At 62.7% G+C, this 15,805-nt stretch carries 18 protein-coding genes; 6 read left to right on the plus strand and 12 right to left on the minus strand.

Annotated features, from left to right (window positions below):
• Positions 1–58 precede the first annotated feature (58 nt).
• From mtgA to DCO57_RS12975, 3 genes are all read left to right on the plus strand, one after another.
• On the plus strand, positions 59–799 hold the full coding sequence (gene mtgA, locus DCO57_RS12965) for a monofunctional biosynthetic peptidoglycan transglycosylase (protein ID WP_116699338.1): 741 nt from the start codon (positions 59–61) through the stop codon (positions 797–799).
• Between the two features lie 180 nt (positions 800–979).
• Entirely contained in the window at positions 980–1,165 is a 186-nt protein-coding gene (gene rpmF / locus DCO57_RS12970) for a 50S ribosomal protein L32 (RefSeq protein ID WP_068408258.1), read from the plus strand.
• Between the two features lie 290 nt (positions 1,166–1,455).
• On the plus strand, positions 1,456–1,878 hold the full coding sequence (locus tag DCO57_RS12975) for a hypothetical protein (protein ID WP_116699339.1): 423 nt from the start codon (positions 1,456–1,458) through the stop codon (positions 1,876–1,878).
• 80 nt (positions 1,879–1,958) lie between these two features.
• Here the strand turns inward: DCO57_RS12975 and DCO57_RS12980 are convergent, their stop codons facing one another.
• The 3 genes from DCO57_RS12980 to DCO57_RS12990 all read right to left on the minus strand — a co-directional run bounded on the left by DCO57_RS12980 (position 1,959) and on the right by DCO57_RS12990 (position 4,923).
• Positions 1,959–2,600, minus strand: coding sequence for a septation protein A (locus tag DCO57_RS12980; protein ID WP_116699452.1), 642 nt, complete (start codon positions 2,598–2,600; stop codon positions 1,959–1,961).
• 184 nt (positions 2,601–2,784) lie between these two features.
• Complete coding sequence (gene phbB / locus DCO57_RS12985; RefSeq protein WP_116699340.1) at positions 2,785–3,513, minus strand: acetoacetyl-CoA reductase; 729 nt, start codon at positions 3,511–3,513, stop codon at positions 2,785–2,787.
• Between the two features lie 228 nt (positions 3,514–3,741).
• Positions 3,742–4,923, minus strand: a complete 1,182-nt coding sequence (locus tag DCO57_RS12990) for an acetyl-CoA C-acetyltransferase (RefSeq protein WP_116699341.1) — start codon at positions 4,921–4,923, stop codon at positions 3,742–3,744.
• Positions 4,924–5,222: 299 nt separating this feature from the next.
• Here DCO57_RS12990 and phaR point away from each other — a divergent pair, with 299 nt between their 5' ends.
• Positions 5,223–5,810 (plus strand): polyhydroxyalkanoate synthesis repressor PhaR, encoded by a 588-nt coding sequence (gene phaR / locus DCO57_RS12995; protein ID WP_116699342.1) that lies wholly within the window; start codon positions 5,223–5,225, stop codon positions 5,808–5,810.
• A 189-nt stretch (positions 5,811–5,999) separates the two neighbouring features.
• Here phaR and DCO57_RS13000 read toward each other — a convergent pair whose 3' ends face one another.
• Positions 6,000–6,431, minus strand: coding sequence for a heme-binding protein (locus tag DCO57_RS13000; RefSeq protein WP_116699343.1), 432 nt, complete (start codon positions 6,429–6,431; stop codon positions 6,000–6,002).
• 125 nt (positions 6,432–6,556) lie between these two features.
• Here DCO57_RS13000 and ggt point away from each other — a divergent pair, with 125 nt between their 5' ends.
• Positions 6,557–8,152, plus strand: a complete 1,596-nt coding sequence (gene ggt, locus DCO57_RS13005; RefSeq protein WP_116699344.1) for a gamma-glutamyltransferase — start codon at positions 6,557–6,559, stop codon at positions 8,150–8,152.
• Positions 8,153–8,278: 126 nt separating this feature from the next.
• Entirely contained in the window at positions 8,279–9,664 is a 1,386-nt protein-coding gene (locus DCO57_RS13010) for a multicopper oxidase family protein (RefSeq protein ID WP_116699345.1), read from the plus strand.
• A gap of 60 nt (positions 9,665–9,724) precedes the next feature.
• Here the strand turns inward: DCO57_RS13010 and DCO57_RS13015 are convergent, their stop codons facing one another.
• From DCO57_RS13015 to DCO57_RS13050, 8 genes are all read right to left on the minus strand, one after another.
• Entirely contained in the window at positions 9,725–10,036 is a 312-nt protein-coding gene (locus DCO57_RS13015) for a hypothetical protein (RefSeq protein WP_133192668.1), read from the minus strand.
• A 189-nt stretch (positions 10,037–10,225) separates the two neighbouring features.
• Positions 10,226–10,519: a hypothetical protein gene (locus DCO57_RS13020; RefSeq protein WP_116699453.1), complete on the minus strand. Its 294-nt coding sequence runs from the start codon at positions 10,517–10,519 to the stop codon at positions 10,226–10,228.
• A 280-nt stretch (positions 10,520–10,799) separates the two neighbouring features.
• Entirely contained in the window at positions 10,800–11,324 is a 525-nt protein-coding gene (locus DCO57_RS13025) for an MAPEG family protein (protein ID WP_208977935.1), read from the minus strand.
• A gap of 113 nt (positions 11,325–11,437) precedes the next feature.
• Positions 11,438–12,868 carry an alanine/glycine:cation symporter family protein gene (locus DCO57_RS13030; RefSeq protein WP_116699347.1) on the minus strand — a complete coding sequence of 477 codons (1,431 nt, stop codon included), beginning with the start codon at positions 12,866–12,868 and terminating at the stop codon, positions 11,438–11,440.
• 243 nt (positions 12,869–13,111) lie between these two features.
• On the minus strand, positions 13,112–13,471 hold the full coding sequence (gene rplT, locus DCO57_RS13035) for a 50S ribosomal protein L20 (protein WP_116699348.1): 360 nt from the start codon (positions 13,469–13,471) through the stop codon (positions 13,112–13,114).
• Between the two features lie 26 nt (positions 13,472–13,497).
• The gene (gene rpmI / locus DCO57_RS13040) at positions 13,498–13,695 is read right to left on the minus strand and encodes a 50S ribosomal protein L35 (protein ID WP_103221755.1); all 198 of its coding nucleotides are present in this window, start codon (positions 13,693–13,695) and stop codon (positions 13,498–13,500) included.
• A gap of 310 nt (positions 13,696–14,005) precedes the next feature.
• On the minus strand, positions 14,006–14,998 hold the full coding sequence (locus DCO57_RS13045; RefSeq protein WP_116699349.1) for an MDR family oxidoreductase: 993 nt from the start codon (positions 14,996–14,998) through the stop codon (positions 14,006–14,008).
• A gap of 168 nt (positions 14,999–15,166) precedes the next feature.
• Positions 15,167–15,793 (minus strand): DUF1326 domain-containing protein, encoded by a 627-nt coding sequence (locus DCO57_RS13050; protein ID WP_116699350.1) that lies wholly within the window; start codon positions 15,791–15,793, stop codon positions 15,167–15,169.
• Positions 15,794–15,805 lie beyond the last annotated feature (12 nt).

The raw sequence follows: 15,805 nt of genomic DNA on the forward strand, positions 1-15,805 counted from the left end.
GTGCGCCGGGTCGGACGCAAGGCCGTGCGTATCCGCCGGCCAGAAGGAGTCCTAGGAGATGCCGCCCAGGTCCAGGCCGGGAGGGGCTGGCGGCAGCGGCAGGGCGCCGCAGCGCAAGGCAGGCCTCTGGCGTATCCTCCGCAGGCGCATTCTTCAGCTGCTGCTCGTTCTGATCGCCCTGCCGCCGCTCCTGACCGTTGTCTATTCGGTTGTGCCGCCCGTGAGCACGCTGATGATCGCTCGGTACGCCCAGTTTCTTTGGGTCGACCGGCAGTGGGTGCCTCTGGAGAACATATCGCCGAACCTGATCAAATCGGTGATCGCGTCCGAGGACAGCGGCTTCTGCGACAACCACGGGGTGGAATGGGATGCGCTGCAGGACCAGGTCGAGGCCCTGAGCGACGGAGAGAAACCGCGTGGTGCCAGCACACTGACCATGCAGACGGCGAAAAACCTGTTCCTGTGGGGAGATCGTTCCTATCTGCGCAAGGCGCTGGAACTGCCGCTGGCGCTGATGATCAACGGCATTCTTTCCAAGAAGCGTATCCTTGAAATCTATCTGAACATCGCCGAATGGGGCGAAGGGATCTTCGGCGCGGAAGCGGCGGCCCAGGCGTGGTTCGGCAAGGCCGCCAGGGACCTGACACGGGTGGAAGCGGCCCGGCTTGCCACGGCGCTTCCCAATCCGCTTGCCCGCAATCCGGCGAAACCGGCGCCCGGACACCGGCGGCTGGCAGCCACCAATCTTGCCAGGGTTGCCGCGGCAGGGCCGATTTTCGGCTGTGTGCTGGACGGATAGGCATCTGGTTTCACCCCGGGAATCGGCTTGTTTTCCAGCGAAAAAGAATTTTTCCTGTTTGGGGTGGCAAAACACCGGAGTTGCCTGTATAACGCCGCCCATTCCAACACGTTGCGTGCTACCACGCCCCGGGCTAACCCGGTCCGGGCCGCGCGGTTATGGACCACGGAGAAAAATAAGATGGCCGTTCCAAAGAGAAAAACGTCGCGCTCCAAGCGCGGTTTTCGCCGTTCCACGGACGCCCTGAAGCAGCCGACCTATGTCGAGGACAAGGATTCGGGCGAACTTCGCCGCCCGCATCACGTTGACCTGAAGACCGGCATGTACCGGGGCCGTCAGATCCTGACCGCAAAAGAAGAGGCCTAAAGCCTCTTCCTCTGCTTTCGGGCAGGATCGCCGCATGGCAAAACAGAATTGAGGCTGGCCCGTTTCAACAGGCCGGTCTTTTTTCGATTCCGGTTGCGGCTCCGCCAACCGCAGCCGATTGCTCCCGAAGCGTGCTGCGTTGAACTGAATTCAGGAAAACCGCCCGATCTCGTGACTCCGCTCATACGCGACAGACTTCATGCGCGGGCGTGCCTTGAACCGGTCTCGAAGATCGTGTCAGCTCACTGCGTTCCACCCGATCCGGGTCCGTTCATACCGGGAGCCGCTCCATGCGCCTTTTCTCCGCCATTCCTTTCACGCTGTTCTCGTTTCTGATCTACAACGCCCTGGCCTTCACGGCGGGAGCGGCGGATCCGGGCTTCTGGGCACAGCCGGTAATTACCATCGCGATGGTTTCGGGCACCAGCTTCGAACTTCTGGCCAGCGATCTTCTCATCACTGGCGGCCTGTTCTTTCTGTTTATCGAGATCCTGAAAGCCACGCGCATCGGCACGACGGCGCTTCTGGACCATATGTTCTCGGTGCTGGTCTTCGTCGCCTATCTGGTGGAGTTCCTGGTGGTGCAACAGGCCGCGACATCCCTGTTCTTCATCCTGATGGCGATTGCCCTGATCGACGTGATTGCCGGCTTTTCGATCTCCATCACCGGAGCCCGCCGGGACGTTTCCTTCGGGCACGGGGACATGCACTGACCGTTCCGGTCCCGGCGCGATGCGCCATTGCGGACCGGGTGTTGAAGTTCAGTCGAAAATCGGCATCAGGAGCGGGGGCTTCAGGCGTCGCCGGATTTGTCCGGGAGGGCATGCTTCTGGATCAGCGGCAACTGGGTGAGGGTGAAGACAAGGGTGATCGGCATGATGCCGAAAACCTTGAAGCTGACCCAGAAATCGGTCGAGAAGCTGCGCCAGACGATCTCATTGATCGCGGCGAGTACGAAAAAGAAAATGCCCCAGCGGAAAGTCAGCTTGCGCCAGCCTTCGTCGGTCAACTGGAAGGCGCTGTCGAAGACGTAGCCGAGGAGGGCCTTGCCGAACAGCAGGCCGCCGAGGAGGATGGTGCCGAACAGGCAATTGACGATGGTCGGCTTCAGCTTGATGAACAGATCATCGTGCAGCCACAGGGTCAGGGCGCCGAAGACAAGCACAACGACGCCGGACACCAGCGGCATGATCGGCAGGCGCCGGGTCAGCCACAGCGACACCACAAGCGAGACGGTGATCGCCACCATGAAGGCGGCGGTCGCCAGAAAGATCGGCTTGCCGACGGCCTGCAGTGCGGGAAATGCTGCCGCGATCTGCTCGCCCCTGGCATTGAATAGGAAGAACACGCCGAGCGGACCGAGCTCCAGCGCCAGCTTCAGGAGCGGCGACAATTCCTTGCGCGTCGGATCGTTCGGGCCGTGTTCGAATTCCATGTCGGTGTTCATCCCGCTGCTGGGTTGTCATGCCACGGACATAGGGGATGCCAGGTGCCGGGGTCAAGCGTTCCGGCTGCAGGCGCACCGGGATGATCGTCTTTCCGGCCGATGGACGGGGGCGGCGCTCATGAAAAAGGGCGCCCGAACGGGGCGCCCTCGCAAGATGTCCGTTCGGTGCCGGTCAGCCGTTGGCGATGTACTGGCCGCCATTGATGGTGATGACGGCGCCGGTCATGAAGGCGGCGCTGTCCGACGCGAGATAGACGACGGTCTGGGCGATTTCCTCCGGATGGCCGAGACGGCCGACCGGAATGTTGGAAACAATCGATTCCAGCACCTTTTCCGGCATGGCGGCAACCATGTCGGTGTTGATGTAACCCGGACAGATGCAGTTGCAGGTAATGCCCTTGAAGGCATTTTCCTGCGCCAGCGCCTTGGTGAAGCCGATGACGCCGGCCTTGGCGGCGGAATAGTTGGTCTGGCCCATCTGGCCCTTCTGGCCGTTGATGGACGAGATGTTGATGATGCGTCCCGCGCTGCGACCGCGCATCCCGTTGATCACCGGATGGGTCATGGTGAACATGCTGTCGAGGTTGGTGGACAGCACCGCGCGCCACTGTTCGAAATCCATCTTGTGGAACATGCCGTCCCGGGTGATGCCGGCATTGTTGACGAGCACTGCCACCGGGCCGAGTTCCTCTTCCACCCGGGCCACGCCGGCGGCGCAGGCTTCAGGGTCGCAGACATCCCATTTGTAGACGTGGATTCCGGTTTCGGCCTTGAAGGCCTCCGCTTTTTCCGTGTTGCCGGCGTAGGTGGCCGCCACAGTGTATCCTGCGTCCTTGAGGCCGCGCGAAATCGCTTCGCCGATACCCCGTGTCCCACCCGTGACCAATGCGACCTTGCTCATGCACCTTCCTCCTCAAGTTCCGGTTCCGGCCCCTGCGGGCTCTCTGACCAACCTGTTTTCCTGTGCAGCCACATGAAAATGGAAAAGTTGATCGGCTTTAGACCTTTCGGGCTGCCTGTCCGCGTTCGTGAAAAAACGGCTTGCGTCTGACGGTCAGGTGTTGCCCGGCGTTCCTGTCTTGAATCATGGCCGGCACATTGCGGCCATGATTCATATCAAGATGCGCGATCAGCGTTCCAGGCACATGGCGACACCCATGCCGCCACCGATGCACAGGGTGGCGAGGCCTTTCCTGGCGTCCCGCTTGACCATCTCGTGGAGCAAGGTGGTGAGAACGCGTGCGCCGGAGGCCCCGATCGGATGGCCGATGGCGATCGCGCCGCCGTTGACGTTGACGATGTCCGGGTTCCAGCCCATGTCCTTGTTGACGGCGCAGGCCTGCGCGGCGAAGGCTTCGTTGGCCTCGACCAGGTCGAGATCGGCGGCGGACCAGCCGGCCTTTTCCAGGGCCTTGCGGGAAGAGGGGATCGGGCCGGTGCCCATGATGGACGGATCGACGCCGGCGGTTGCCCAGGAGGCGATGCGGGCGAGCGGGGTCAGGCCGCGCTTTTCCGCTTCCGCCGCGCTCATGACGATGAGAGCGGCGGCGCCGTCGTTGATGCCCGAGGCATTGCCCGCAGTGACGGAGCCTTCCTTGGTGAAGGCCGGGCGCAGCTTGGCAACGCTTTCGAGCGTGGTACCGTGACGGATATATTCGTCGTCCTCGACCACACGCTCGGACTTGCGTTCCTTGACGGTGACCGGTGTGATCTCGTCCTTGAACCTGCCCGCCTTCTGCGCGGCTTCGGCCTTGTTCTGCGAGGCGACGGCGAATGCGTCCTGCTGCTCGCGGCTGATCTGCCATTTCTCGGCGACATTCTCGGCGGTCTGACCCATATGGTAGCCGTTGAAGGCATCCCAGAGACCGTCCTTGATCATGGTGTCGATCATCTTGAAATCGCCCATCTTGTAGCCTGCGCGCATATAGGCGCAGTGGGGCGAGAGCGACATGTTTTCCTGGCCGCCGGCCAGCATGATCGTTGCGTCTCCGGCAATGATCTGTTGTGCGGCGATGGCGACGGTGCGCAGGCCGGACCCGCAGACCTGATTGAGCGTCCAGGCGGTGGCGCTGTCGGGGAGGCCGGCATGGATGGCGGCCTGGCGGGCCGGGTTCTGGCCCTGTCCGGCGGTCAGCACCTGGCCGAAGACCACTTCATCGATTTCGCCGGGCTCGACACCGGCCTTTTCCATGGCGGCCTTCATGACGAGGGCGCCAAGATCATGCGCCGGTGTGTTGGCAAAAGCTCCATTGAAGGACCCGACAGGCGTTCGGGTCGCGCTGACAATGACAATATCGGTGGAAGCGCTCATCATACTCTCCAGGACTTGCGGCCGATCAACCGTAGAATAGCGGTGGCTCTCCGGCACTTTGCGGCTCTTGACGATGGATGGACTAGACAACCGCAGCGGTCGTCGTGTCAACCGTATCACCCCTTATTCCGGAAGCGGATTTGGCATTTGCGGCATCATCCTTTTGGTGGCGTCCATAAAAAGAGTGGCACGATCCGACATGATTGGCTTAGTCTCAGGAACGGAGGTGACGGCAGTACGGCGAAGGCCTTGTCGTCAAATGGGAAACGAGCCGTAAGGCTGACAGGCGGAAGTGACGAATGGCCAAAACCAGCGAGCCGACAATCATCAAGAAATACGCCAACAGGCGGCTGTACAACACGGGCACCAGCACCTATGTGACGCTTGAGGATCTGGCGGTGATGGTGAAGGGGGAAGAGGATTTTATCGTCTTCGATGCGAAGAGCGGCGATGACATCACCCGCTCCGTCCTGACCCAGATCATTTTCGAACAGGAAGGCAAGGGCCAGAACCTGCTCCCGGTCACATTCCTGCGCCAGCTGATCCGCTTTTACGGCGACAGCATGCAGGGGCTCGTGCCGAGCTTTCTGGAGTATTCGATGACCTCCCTGACCAAGGAGCAGGAAAAGCTGCGCGGCCAGATGAGCGAGGCGTTCGGCGCCACCGCCTTCGACGCCATCGAGGACCAGGTCAAACGCAATACGGAAATGTTCGAGCGGGCGATGAAGATGTTCATGCCGTTTCCCACCGGCGAGGGCGGGACTTCCGCCGGGGCGACGGCCGGTGAGGCAAAGTCCGGCAAGGCGGATCCGTCGGACCTGGACGACATGAAGCGCCAGCTCGAGGAAATGCAGAAGAAGATCAATCAGCTTTCCGACAAGCCTTGAGGCGTCCGGAAAGCGGACAGGTCCCGACACCAATGTGACGTTGCTCCCGGACCTTGTGCCGGGTCACGCCGGGACGGCCGGTCCCATGCGGCTCCGGTGACGGGCGAAGGCAATCCGGCGTTCGCCGGACGTTCCCCGCCTGTCAGCGCGAGACGGCGCCCTGAGGGGCCGCCGCATGCAGGGGAGCCTTCAACCGCAGTCCGGAACCAGTTTCGCCGCCTCGATGCCCGCCACCGCGCAGGTCTCGTCATTGTCGGAACTGTCGCCGGTGATGCCGACGGCGCCGAGGGTTTCATTCTCCGCATTCCTGATCAATACCCCGCCGGGCACCGGCACGATCGCGCCGCCGGAGACGCCGTTCAGGGCGTTGACGAAATGGGGCCGGGACTCCGCGTTGGCATTCAGCCATCTGGTTCCGGTGCCCACCGCCAGCGCACCGATCGCCTTGCCGGTGGCGATCTGCGGCCGCATGATCGAGGAACCGTCCTGGCGCTTGAGCAAAATCGTGTGACCGCCGGCGTCCAGAACCGCAACCGTCATCGGCTTCAGGTTGAGCTCCGCGGCTTTTTCAAGCGCGGCGGTCGTAATGGTCTCTGCTGTGGAAAGTGTGAGTTTGCGCATTTCGCCGCTTCTCCTTAAGGTGCTGCCGCAATGCGGGTTTGCTATCAGAACCCGGTGTTGTCGCAAAGGCGTATTCGCCGACAAGCAATTAGTGCAAAACGGAAAAGATCGGCGGGAGGAATTCAGTGATTCGCGATTTTCAGGCACCGGGCCGCTCTGCGGTTCATGCGCGGGAAGCCATGGCGTCGACTTCGCATCCCCTGGCGACAAGTGCTGCGCTTGAAGTTCTTCAGGGCGGCGGAAACGCGGTTGACGCGGCCATTGCCGCTGTTGCGGTCCAATGTGTCGTCGAGCCGCATATGACCGGGATTGGCGGCGATTGTTTCGCCATCGTGATGGAACCCGACGGCGGTCTGACCGGCTTCAACGGCTCGGGTGCGGCGCCGCGGGCGGCGACCCCCCAGAAGCTTGCCGAACTCGGGGTCTCGCAGATCACCGACAGCTCGCCGCATGCGGTGACCGTGCCCGGGGCCATCCGGGCGTGGGACACGCTGCTCAAGGCTCATGGAACGCGTGATTTCAGGTCCCTGCTCAGCCGCGCCATCCACTATGCCCGTGAAGGTTTTCCGGTTGCCCCGCGTGTTGCCCACGACTGGGCCGGCGAAGTCGAAAAACTTGCCGGTGATCCGGTGACGGCCGCCACATATCTGGTCGGCGGCAAAGCGCCCGGAACCGGAACGATCCTGAAATATCCGCGCCTGGCCGATACGCTGGAAAAGATCGCCGAAGGCGGCGCCGATGCCTTCTATGGCGGTGACGTTGCCGAGGATATCGTCGACGCCCTTCGCGCCCGGGGCGGACTGATGACCACGGACGATCTGGCCGCCTGCCATACGACGGCGGTTTCGCCGGTACTGCGCGACTACAAGGGCCATACGGTTGCGGAATTGCCGCCCAATGGTCAGGGAATCGTCGCGCTGATCATGCTCGGGCTGCTGGAGCGGTTCGATCTGGAGAGCCTGGATCCCGCCGGTGCGGAACGCTTCCATCTGGAGATGGAGGCGGCCCGGATCGCCTATGGGGTGCGCGACAGATTCGTCACCGATCCCGGTTACATGGACGTCTGCCATTCCCATCTGATCGGCGAAGATTATCTCGACCGGCTCGCCAAGCAGATCTCCACCAGCGGACGGATGACGTCCGTGCCGCATGCCCATCTGGCACCGCAGACCGACACGGTCTATCTGACGGTGGTGGACCGGAATGGTCTGGCGGTTTCCTTCATCAACTCGCTGTTCAGCAGCTTCGGCAGCGGTATCCTTGCTCCGGAGAGCGGTGTCCTGCTGCATTGCCGGGGGAAATCCTTCAAGGCGGAGCCGGGACATCCGAATTCCATCGACGGCGGCAAGCGGCCGCTGCACACGATCATTCCCGCGATGGTCCTCAAGGACGGCGCCCCATGGCTGTCCTTCGGCGTGATGGGCGGCCAGTATCAGGCCTGCGGCCACGCCCATGTACTGACCAACATCATCGATTACGGCATGGATGTGCAGGCGGCGATCGATTTTCCGCGCATGTTCTACGACATGGACAGCCATGAGCTGCAGGCGGAGAACCGGATTCCCTCCGCGACGCTCGACGGTCTGAGAGCATTGGGCCATTCCGTCGTGCCCGCGCATGAGCCGATCGGCGGCAGCCAGGCGATCATGATCGACCGTACCCGAGGGCTGCTGACCGCCGGGTCCGATCCGCGCAAGGACGGGCACGCGGCCGGGTACTGATCCCGGCACGTGCTGACCGGGACCGGCCGGCCACCCGTGCGAGGCCGCGTCAATTTGATCCTTGAGAAATCCGGACGCCGGGTGTTCATTGCCGCCGGACGCGCCCGCATGACATGAGGTCTCAAGATGCCCGGTCCCTCGAGGCGAGAAATACTGCTTGGCAGCGCGGCAAGCGTTGCCGCTTTCGCTGCCGGAAGCCTTGCCGCCGGTACGGCGCAGGCCGCCGATCACGTTCTGACCCTTGCCGGTCTCGATCACCGCATCCTGCCGGATGCCCTTACCCGCGGCATGATGAGCTTTGCCGCGGACGGTCCGCCGCCGGTGTTGCGGTTCCGCCAGGGCGAGAAAACGACGATCGACGTCACGAATGCGCTTCAGGAGGCCTCGGTGGTGCACTGGCACGGGCTGAGGATCGCCAACCGGATGGATGGTGTGCCCTATCTGACGCAATATCCCATCGAAGCCGGACAGACGTTTCGCTACGCCTTCACGCCGCCGGATGCGGGAACCTTCTGGTATCATCCCCATTGCAACACGCTGGAGCAGATGGCCAGGGGGCTGACGGGCGTTCTTGTCGTCGAGGAAGCGGAAGATCCGGGATTCGACCGGGACCTGCCCATGAACATCCGCGACTTCCGCCTGGGCGGAGACGGCCAGTTCATCGATTTCTTCAAGCCCCGCAATGCCGCCCGTGGCGGGACCTATGGTACCGTCTCGACGGTGAACTGGCAGTCAGACCCCGTCTATGAACTGGAGGCGGGCAGTCTCGTTCGGCTGCGGCTGGCGGTGACCGATGTCACCCGTGTGGGATCCTATGAGATCGCCGGGGCCGAGGCTCGGGTGATCGCACTCGATTCCCATCCCCTTCCCGTGCCGCTGCCGGCCTCCGGCGTGATGCTTGCCCCCGGTCAACGGGCCGATGTGGCCCTGCGGGTTCCGGACGATGAGGGTGAGGAGGTGCGTCTGGTGCTGAACCGGCCGAGCGGGCCAAAGCAGCTGGCGCGGTTCCGGCCGAAGGGGGCCAGCCTGCATCGGGATCTGCGGGAACTGAAGCCGTTGCGGCCGAATCCGTTTGCCGAACCCGATCTTGAGAATGCGGAGCTGCTGGAATTCGTCTTCGGCTGGTCGCCGGAAGGGGATGCGCCGCAAGCGAGCCTGTGCGGATCGCTCGGCTATACGTTCTGGTCGATCAACCGGGTCGCCTGGCCCGGGGATCTGCCCGGACCCTTCGATCCGCTGGCGCGGCTGAAACTGGGAAAGTCCTACATATTGCGGTTGCGCAACGAGACCCCGAACGACCATCCGATTCATCTGCACGGCGTTTCGTTCAAGCTGCTGCGCTCCAACAAGCGTGACCTGCCGCCGCTGGTGACCGATACCGCCCTGCTTCAATCGCAGGAAACGATGGACGTCGCCCTGGTCGCCGACAATCCCGGCGACTGGGCGTTCCATTGCCACGTGATCGAACACCAGAAAACCGGCCTGGCCGGCTTCCTGAGGATCGAGGACTAGACCGGCCCGGGGTTCGATCCTGTGGGTGCGCGAGTGCGGAGATTCTTCAGGACCGGGATGTCACACCGATACGGACCAGGAATGGAACGTCCGCCCGTCCTCGGCCGCCGTGGCATATTGTGCCAGATGCTGCTGCCGTTCCAGAGGGGTTTCGGCAATGGTATCGCGGCCTGCCAGAAGCTGTGTGGCGTATTCTGAATGAGCACCGTGATGGGCGTCTCGCTGCAGGGCGGCTGAAGCCACATGCGCGGGGAGCGCGTCGATCTCGCGGAAGCGGGCTGCGGTCGTCGATGTCCTGTCCCGGCCTGACGGGGCGACCGGCTTTTGCCGGATGCGCAGGGAATGGATTGCGGAAACGGGTGTTACTTGCATTTCGAGCTCCGTGGCGGACCAGTCCGTGGCCAATCTTTCGGAGTCCGGGAAAGCCCCGGAACTGACAAGGAGCTTAAGCGGTGCGGCAGAAGGAAACTGTGTTGCCTGTCACAAACAGGCAGATATCACGGGGCGCGGATGCAAGCCGAGGGCGGATCAACGCGGATATTTCCGCTTTCCGCAATCGGGTCAACGCTCGGTCTTGAGCAGAAAACCCGCGGCACGCTGGCGCGGCAGGGCGGCGGTGGCACGATAGCTGTCGACACCGCGCAGGGGTTCCGTCCGTCTGAAGGTCCGCGTCTGCGGATCGCCGTCACGGGTGGCGATCAGATGGGCGAGAAAAATCGAATTCGGGTAATAGCGCGATGAAAATGCCGCCTGTTCCTGCTCCAGAACCGGCTGAACGGGAACCGGAAGACAGGAGGAAACGTCCGGCCGTTGCTCGCTCTCCGTCTCTCCCTTAGAGGGACGTCTGCGCCTCACATTGGCACGGTCTGCAGAGGTAACCGGGTTCACTCGCACGTTTCAACGCCTCATTGTTTCAGATTGACACGCATTGAGCGGCCATGCCTGAAACGTCGCAATCAGCGTGCCACGTTATACGTCTGTTAACCTTTTGTCCGCAGAAACCGGACATTCCGCGCAAAAATAGTTAACAGACCGCCCCAAAATCGGACGGGTGCTGTGGGGAGCGGGGAAAAGAGAGGGACCGGGCCGGCGGAACCCGGCTTCGCCCGGATCGGCCGGGGCCCGGGTGATGCCCTCAGAACGCCAGGATGACGGTTGCCGCGAACAGCATGACCGTCGGGTAGAAGGTCAGCGCGAAGCCGAAAGCCCTGGCCCCGGCGCCCTTTGCATATCCGTGCCAGAACAGCGCCCGTCCCAGCCAGAAAAGGACTGCGGCAACGGGAAGGGCTCCCAGCATCCGGTCCGGGGCGAGGGCCGCGAAGCTGGCGTATACAAATCCCGCCAGAACGGTCTGTTCCAGGGTGTTCTGCAGGACCGCCTGGTAAATCCGCGCCATGTCCGTTCCAGTGGTCAGGCCGCTGCCGTCAATGTCCGCGGGTGTGAAGAAACGGTGCCGGGCCAGGATGCCGATTGTCGCCAGCAACCAGAAAGCGGCGAACAGGGTCGACCGGGCGGCCAGCGCCATCCTGGCGGATGCCGTGTCTGCGGGCAGCCAGGTTTCCGGGATCAGCCATGCTGCCGCACCCAGGACAAGCGCGGAAACGGCCAGGGCGGACAGCATGCCCCGCATGACGCTGACCTGTTTTGGGGAAATGGGCATCGAGGTCGCCTTTTCAGTTGCTGAAGGGTCTTTTCAAGGGATCACAAAGTTGCCCGAAAGAAAAGCGCGGCCGAAGCCGCGCTTTTGCAATTCGTATCGGTGTTCAGGCCGGCTCAGTCGGGGGCCTTGCCGGTCCAGGCCGAGCGGTCGAGATCCAGATCCGCGAACTTGTCCGGATCCAGAACGGGGCGGGAGATGCCGTCCCGGAGCTGTCCCTTGAAATCGTCCAGAATCCGCTTGGCGGTGGGGAACAGCATCATCAGGGCCAGGAGGTTCACCATGGCCAGGATGCCCATCAGCGGGTCGGAGAAGAAGAACACGGAGGTGGCGTTCGGTGCCGTCGCGCCCAGAAAGACGACTCCCATGACCACGATCCGCAGGACCAGCGGCGCCGCAGTGTTTCCGGTCATGGAACTCAGGGCGTTTTCGCCGAGATAGTAGTTGTAGATGATGGAACTGAACGCGAAGAGCAGGATCGCCGCCGCCAGGAAATAGCTGGTCCATTCGCCCAGATGGGAGACCAGCGACTGCTGGGTCAGCACGATGCCGTCGACACCTTCGGCGCCCGGCGTATAGACATCGCCCATCAGGATGATCATTGCCGTACAGGTGCAGATGATCATGGTGTCGATGAACACCGAAAAGGACTGGGTGATCCCCTGGCTGACGGGGTGGCGCACCTCGGCGGTGGCTGCGACGTTCGGGGCGGACCCGAGACCGGCCTCGTTGGAGAACAGGCCCCGGCGCAACCCCTGTGCGATCGCCGCTCCCATGCCACCACCGACAGCCTCCTCCAGGCCGAAGGCGTTGGCGACGATCGTGTAGAGGACCGCCGGAATTTCGGTAATGTTCAGGAGAATGATGATGAGGGCCATGGCGATATAGCCGATTGCCATGACGGGCACGACGACATCGGCCACCTTGGCGATGCGGTGAATGCCGCCGAAAATGATCAGGCCGGTGATGGCGGTGAGCGCAATTCCCGTCCACAGGCGTCCGACGCCGATGCTTTCCTCAACGGCGCCTGCAACGGTGTTGCCCTGAAAGGCATTGAACCCGAGCGCGAAGGAAGCGATCAGGCAGACCGCGTACAGAATGGCCAGCCACTTGTACTGCTTGCCCAGTCCGTAGAGGATAGAGCGGGCGGGGCCGCCATGATAGGTGCCGTCTCCCGCCGAGCGCTTGTAAAGCTGGGCCAGAGAACATTCGATCAGGCTGGTCGCCATCCCGACAAGGGCAATGGCCCACATCCAGAAGACAGCGCCCGGTCCGCCGAGTGTGATCGCGACAGCGACACCGGCGATGTTGCCGCCGCCGACGCGGCCACCGACGGACAGGAGAAGGGCCTCACGCGCGGAAATCGCATTGGGATCACCGGACTGGTTTCTGGAGGACAGGACCCGGAACATGCGCAGGAAAAACCGGATCTGGACGAAGCCGGTGACCACCGTGAAAAAGATGCCGATGACGACAAGAAACGGGATGAGTGCCCATCCCCAGGTTAAATCGCCGATCAGTGCGAAAAACGATTCCACGAACTGCATGGCTCCAGCCTCCCCTGTGTTTTCATTCGGATTCTGACGTGGCGTCAGAGTCCAGCTGAAGCGACAAGTTAGGCTTCAATTCGAGGCGAGTGCAATGAAAAAGAAATTGCCCGGCCTGCAATCAGGGGCTGTGTCATGGTCGGTTATCTACCGTTCCGTCCGCCGGGGCGATAGGCGGGCAGACAAACAAAAACGCGGCCCCGGGGGACCGCGTTTCCTTCAATCCGGACGGGCCGGAAAACCTTATGCGGCCAGAGCGCCCTCTGCCTGATCGACCAGAACCTTGAAGGCATCCGGCTGATTGATGGCGAGGTCTGACAGAATCTTGCGGTCAACTTCGATGCCGGCCTTGGTCAGACCGTTGATGAAGCGGCCGTAGGTCATGCCGTGCTGACGCGTTGCGGCGTTGATGCGCTGGATCCAGAGCGAACGGAAGTTGCGCTTCTTGGCCTTGCGGTCGCGGTAGGCGTATTGTCCTGCCTTCTCGACGGCCTGCTTGGCAATGCGGATGGTGTTCTTGCGACGGCCATAATAACCTTTGGCAGCCTTGAGAACTTTCTTGTGGCGAGCGTGGGCGGTTACGCCCCGTTTGACGCGTGACATCTAGGTAGTCTCCTTCGGGGCTGGCGTTATGCGTAGGGCAGGAACTGCTTCACGACCTTGGCATCCTGGGCGCTCAGCGTGGTGGTGCCACGGGCGTTGCGGATGAACTTGGTCGAGCGCTTGATCATGCCATGACGCTTGCCGGCCTGCGCGGTTTTCACCTTGCCGGTCGCAGTCAACTTGAAGCGCTTCTTGGCGCCTGACTTGGTCTTCAGCTTGGGCATTTTGCATCCTTTCGTTTGTGCGACCGCGTCAAAGCGGCCACTCTTTAGTTGGTGCATTCAGAGCCGACACGGCATGCCCTTGGTCTGTCGCGGGAAACGGCCTGCATCGGGATGCAGAAAACCGGCCCACGACGAGCCGGACGACTCTGGACCGGGCGCTTATATGGGAGCTTTCCGCCGAATGCAACCGGATTCCTAAGAGAATGACCGCTTCCGGCATGCGACCCGATGCGTTTGCGCGGTGGAGACCTGGATGCCGAGGCGGCCGGCGGTTCGGCAACTGACCCCTGAACGCGGCCGCCCCGGCGGATCAGGCGTTCACATCGACGACAACCCGGCCTCTCACCTGTCCTTTCAGGATATCGGCCCCGAGCTTCGGCAGGTCTTCCAGGGTGGCGGTCTGGATGACGGCTTCGAGCTTGTCCATCGGCAGGTCCTTCGCGAGACGCTCCCAGGCCTTCAGGCGGGCGTCATAGGGTTTCATGACGCTGTCGATGCCGAGCAGATTGACCCCGCGCAGCAGGAAGGGAATGACGGTTGCCGGCAGGGCCGCGCCGCCGGCAAGTCCGACGGCGGCAACCGAGGCGCCGTATTTCATCTGCCCGAGAATGCGCGCCAGCATGGAGCCGCCAACCGCGTCGATGCAGCCGGCCCAGGTTTCGCTTTCCAGCGGCCGCTTGACCGTTTCACTGACATCGTCACGGGGGACGATCCGGCTGGCGCCGAGCGACTTGAGATAGTCCCAGGTGGTTTCCCGCCCGGTCACGGCGGCGACCTCATAGCCGAGATTGGAGAGGATCGCCGTGGCGACGGAGCCGACGCCGCCCGCGGCGCCGGTGACCAGAACCGGGCCGTTTTCGGGCTTCAGGCCGTGTTCCTCAAGTGCCATGATGGCGAGCATGGCGGTAAAGCCCGCCGTGCCGATCGCCATGGCGTCGCGTGTGGTCAGTCCCTGGGGCAGGGGCACGAGCCATTCGCCCTTGACGCAGGCCTTCTGGGCATAGCCACCCCACCAGGCCTCGCCGACCCGCCAGCCGGTAAGCACGACCTTGTCGCCGGGCTGGTACCAGTTGTCGGAGGATTCCTCGACGGTGCCGGCAAAATCGATTCCCGGTACGTGCGGATAATTGCGCACCAATCCGCCGCCCGGCCCGAGGCACAGCCCGTCCTTGTAGTTCAGCGTCGAATATTCGACCGCGACGGTCACATTGGCTTCCGGCAGCCGGGTCTCTTCGATTTCCTGGATGGTGGCGTGTGTCTTGCCGTCCTCGTCCTTGTCGACAATAAGTGCTTTGAAGGTCATTTGAGCGGGTCCTGCTGGTTGGTTTCTCTCGCAATGTCCTGGCCTGGCGGCGCAGAACGGGTATCTGGATCTTCCCGGCCGGTTGAATTCGGCCGTGTTTCCTGGAGAACGCGGCAAGGTGGTCTCCGGTTGCGGTTCTGCCTTCCCGGATTTCTGCCGGGCCGGCTCTCAAGCGGCCGCTTCGGCGGCCGGCCCGGCCCAGTCGATCTGGCAGATTTCGGCGCTGCGGCCATCGAAATCCCAGACACGACCATAGGCGCGCACCCGGCCCTGTGTCGCGGTGGCGACGGTTATATCCGGTCCCATCCAGTAGGCGGTGTTGGTGACGACAATATCCTCGTCGGGATTTCCGCCCCGGACGGGCTCCACCTCGCCCTTGATGGCCTTGCCGACGATCAGCCGGCGCTTCTTGCCTTCGTTGGTATAGGAGACCGGCGCCCGTTCTGCTCCCAGGAATTCGCTGACCAGAACCCGGAACAGGCCGGTTGTCCCCTTTGCCTGGCCGGAGAAAATCCTGATCAGGGCGTCATAGGCTGCGTCGCTGGCCCGTTCGTCGATATAGGCGGCGGCCTTCCAGTTGCCGCGTGCCATGAGACCGGGGATCTCCAGAACCAGGCCGACATTGAGGCCGGACAGATCCGTGCCTTCGTAATGGCCCTCGTCGATGCGAACCCCCGCCCAGGCCTGGCAGTAGCCCTCCGTGGGCGGGTGCTGGCCGAGGGAGACAACGCAGGGGCAGAAAACCGTGCAGTTGCAGTTCAGGATCAACTCCCCGCGAATGGCCCAGCCGGACATGCAGTTCTCCTT

It is taken from the genome of Labrenzia sp. 011 (assembly GCF_003075075.1).
Taxonomy (GTDB): Bacteria; Pseudomonadota; Alphaproteobacteria; order Rhizobiales; family Stappiaceae; genus Roseibium.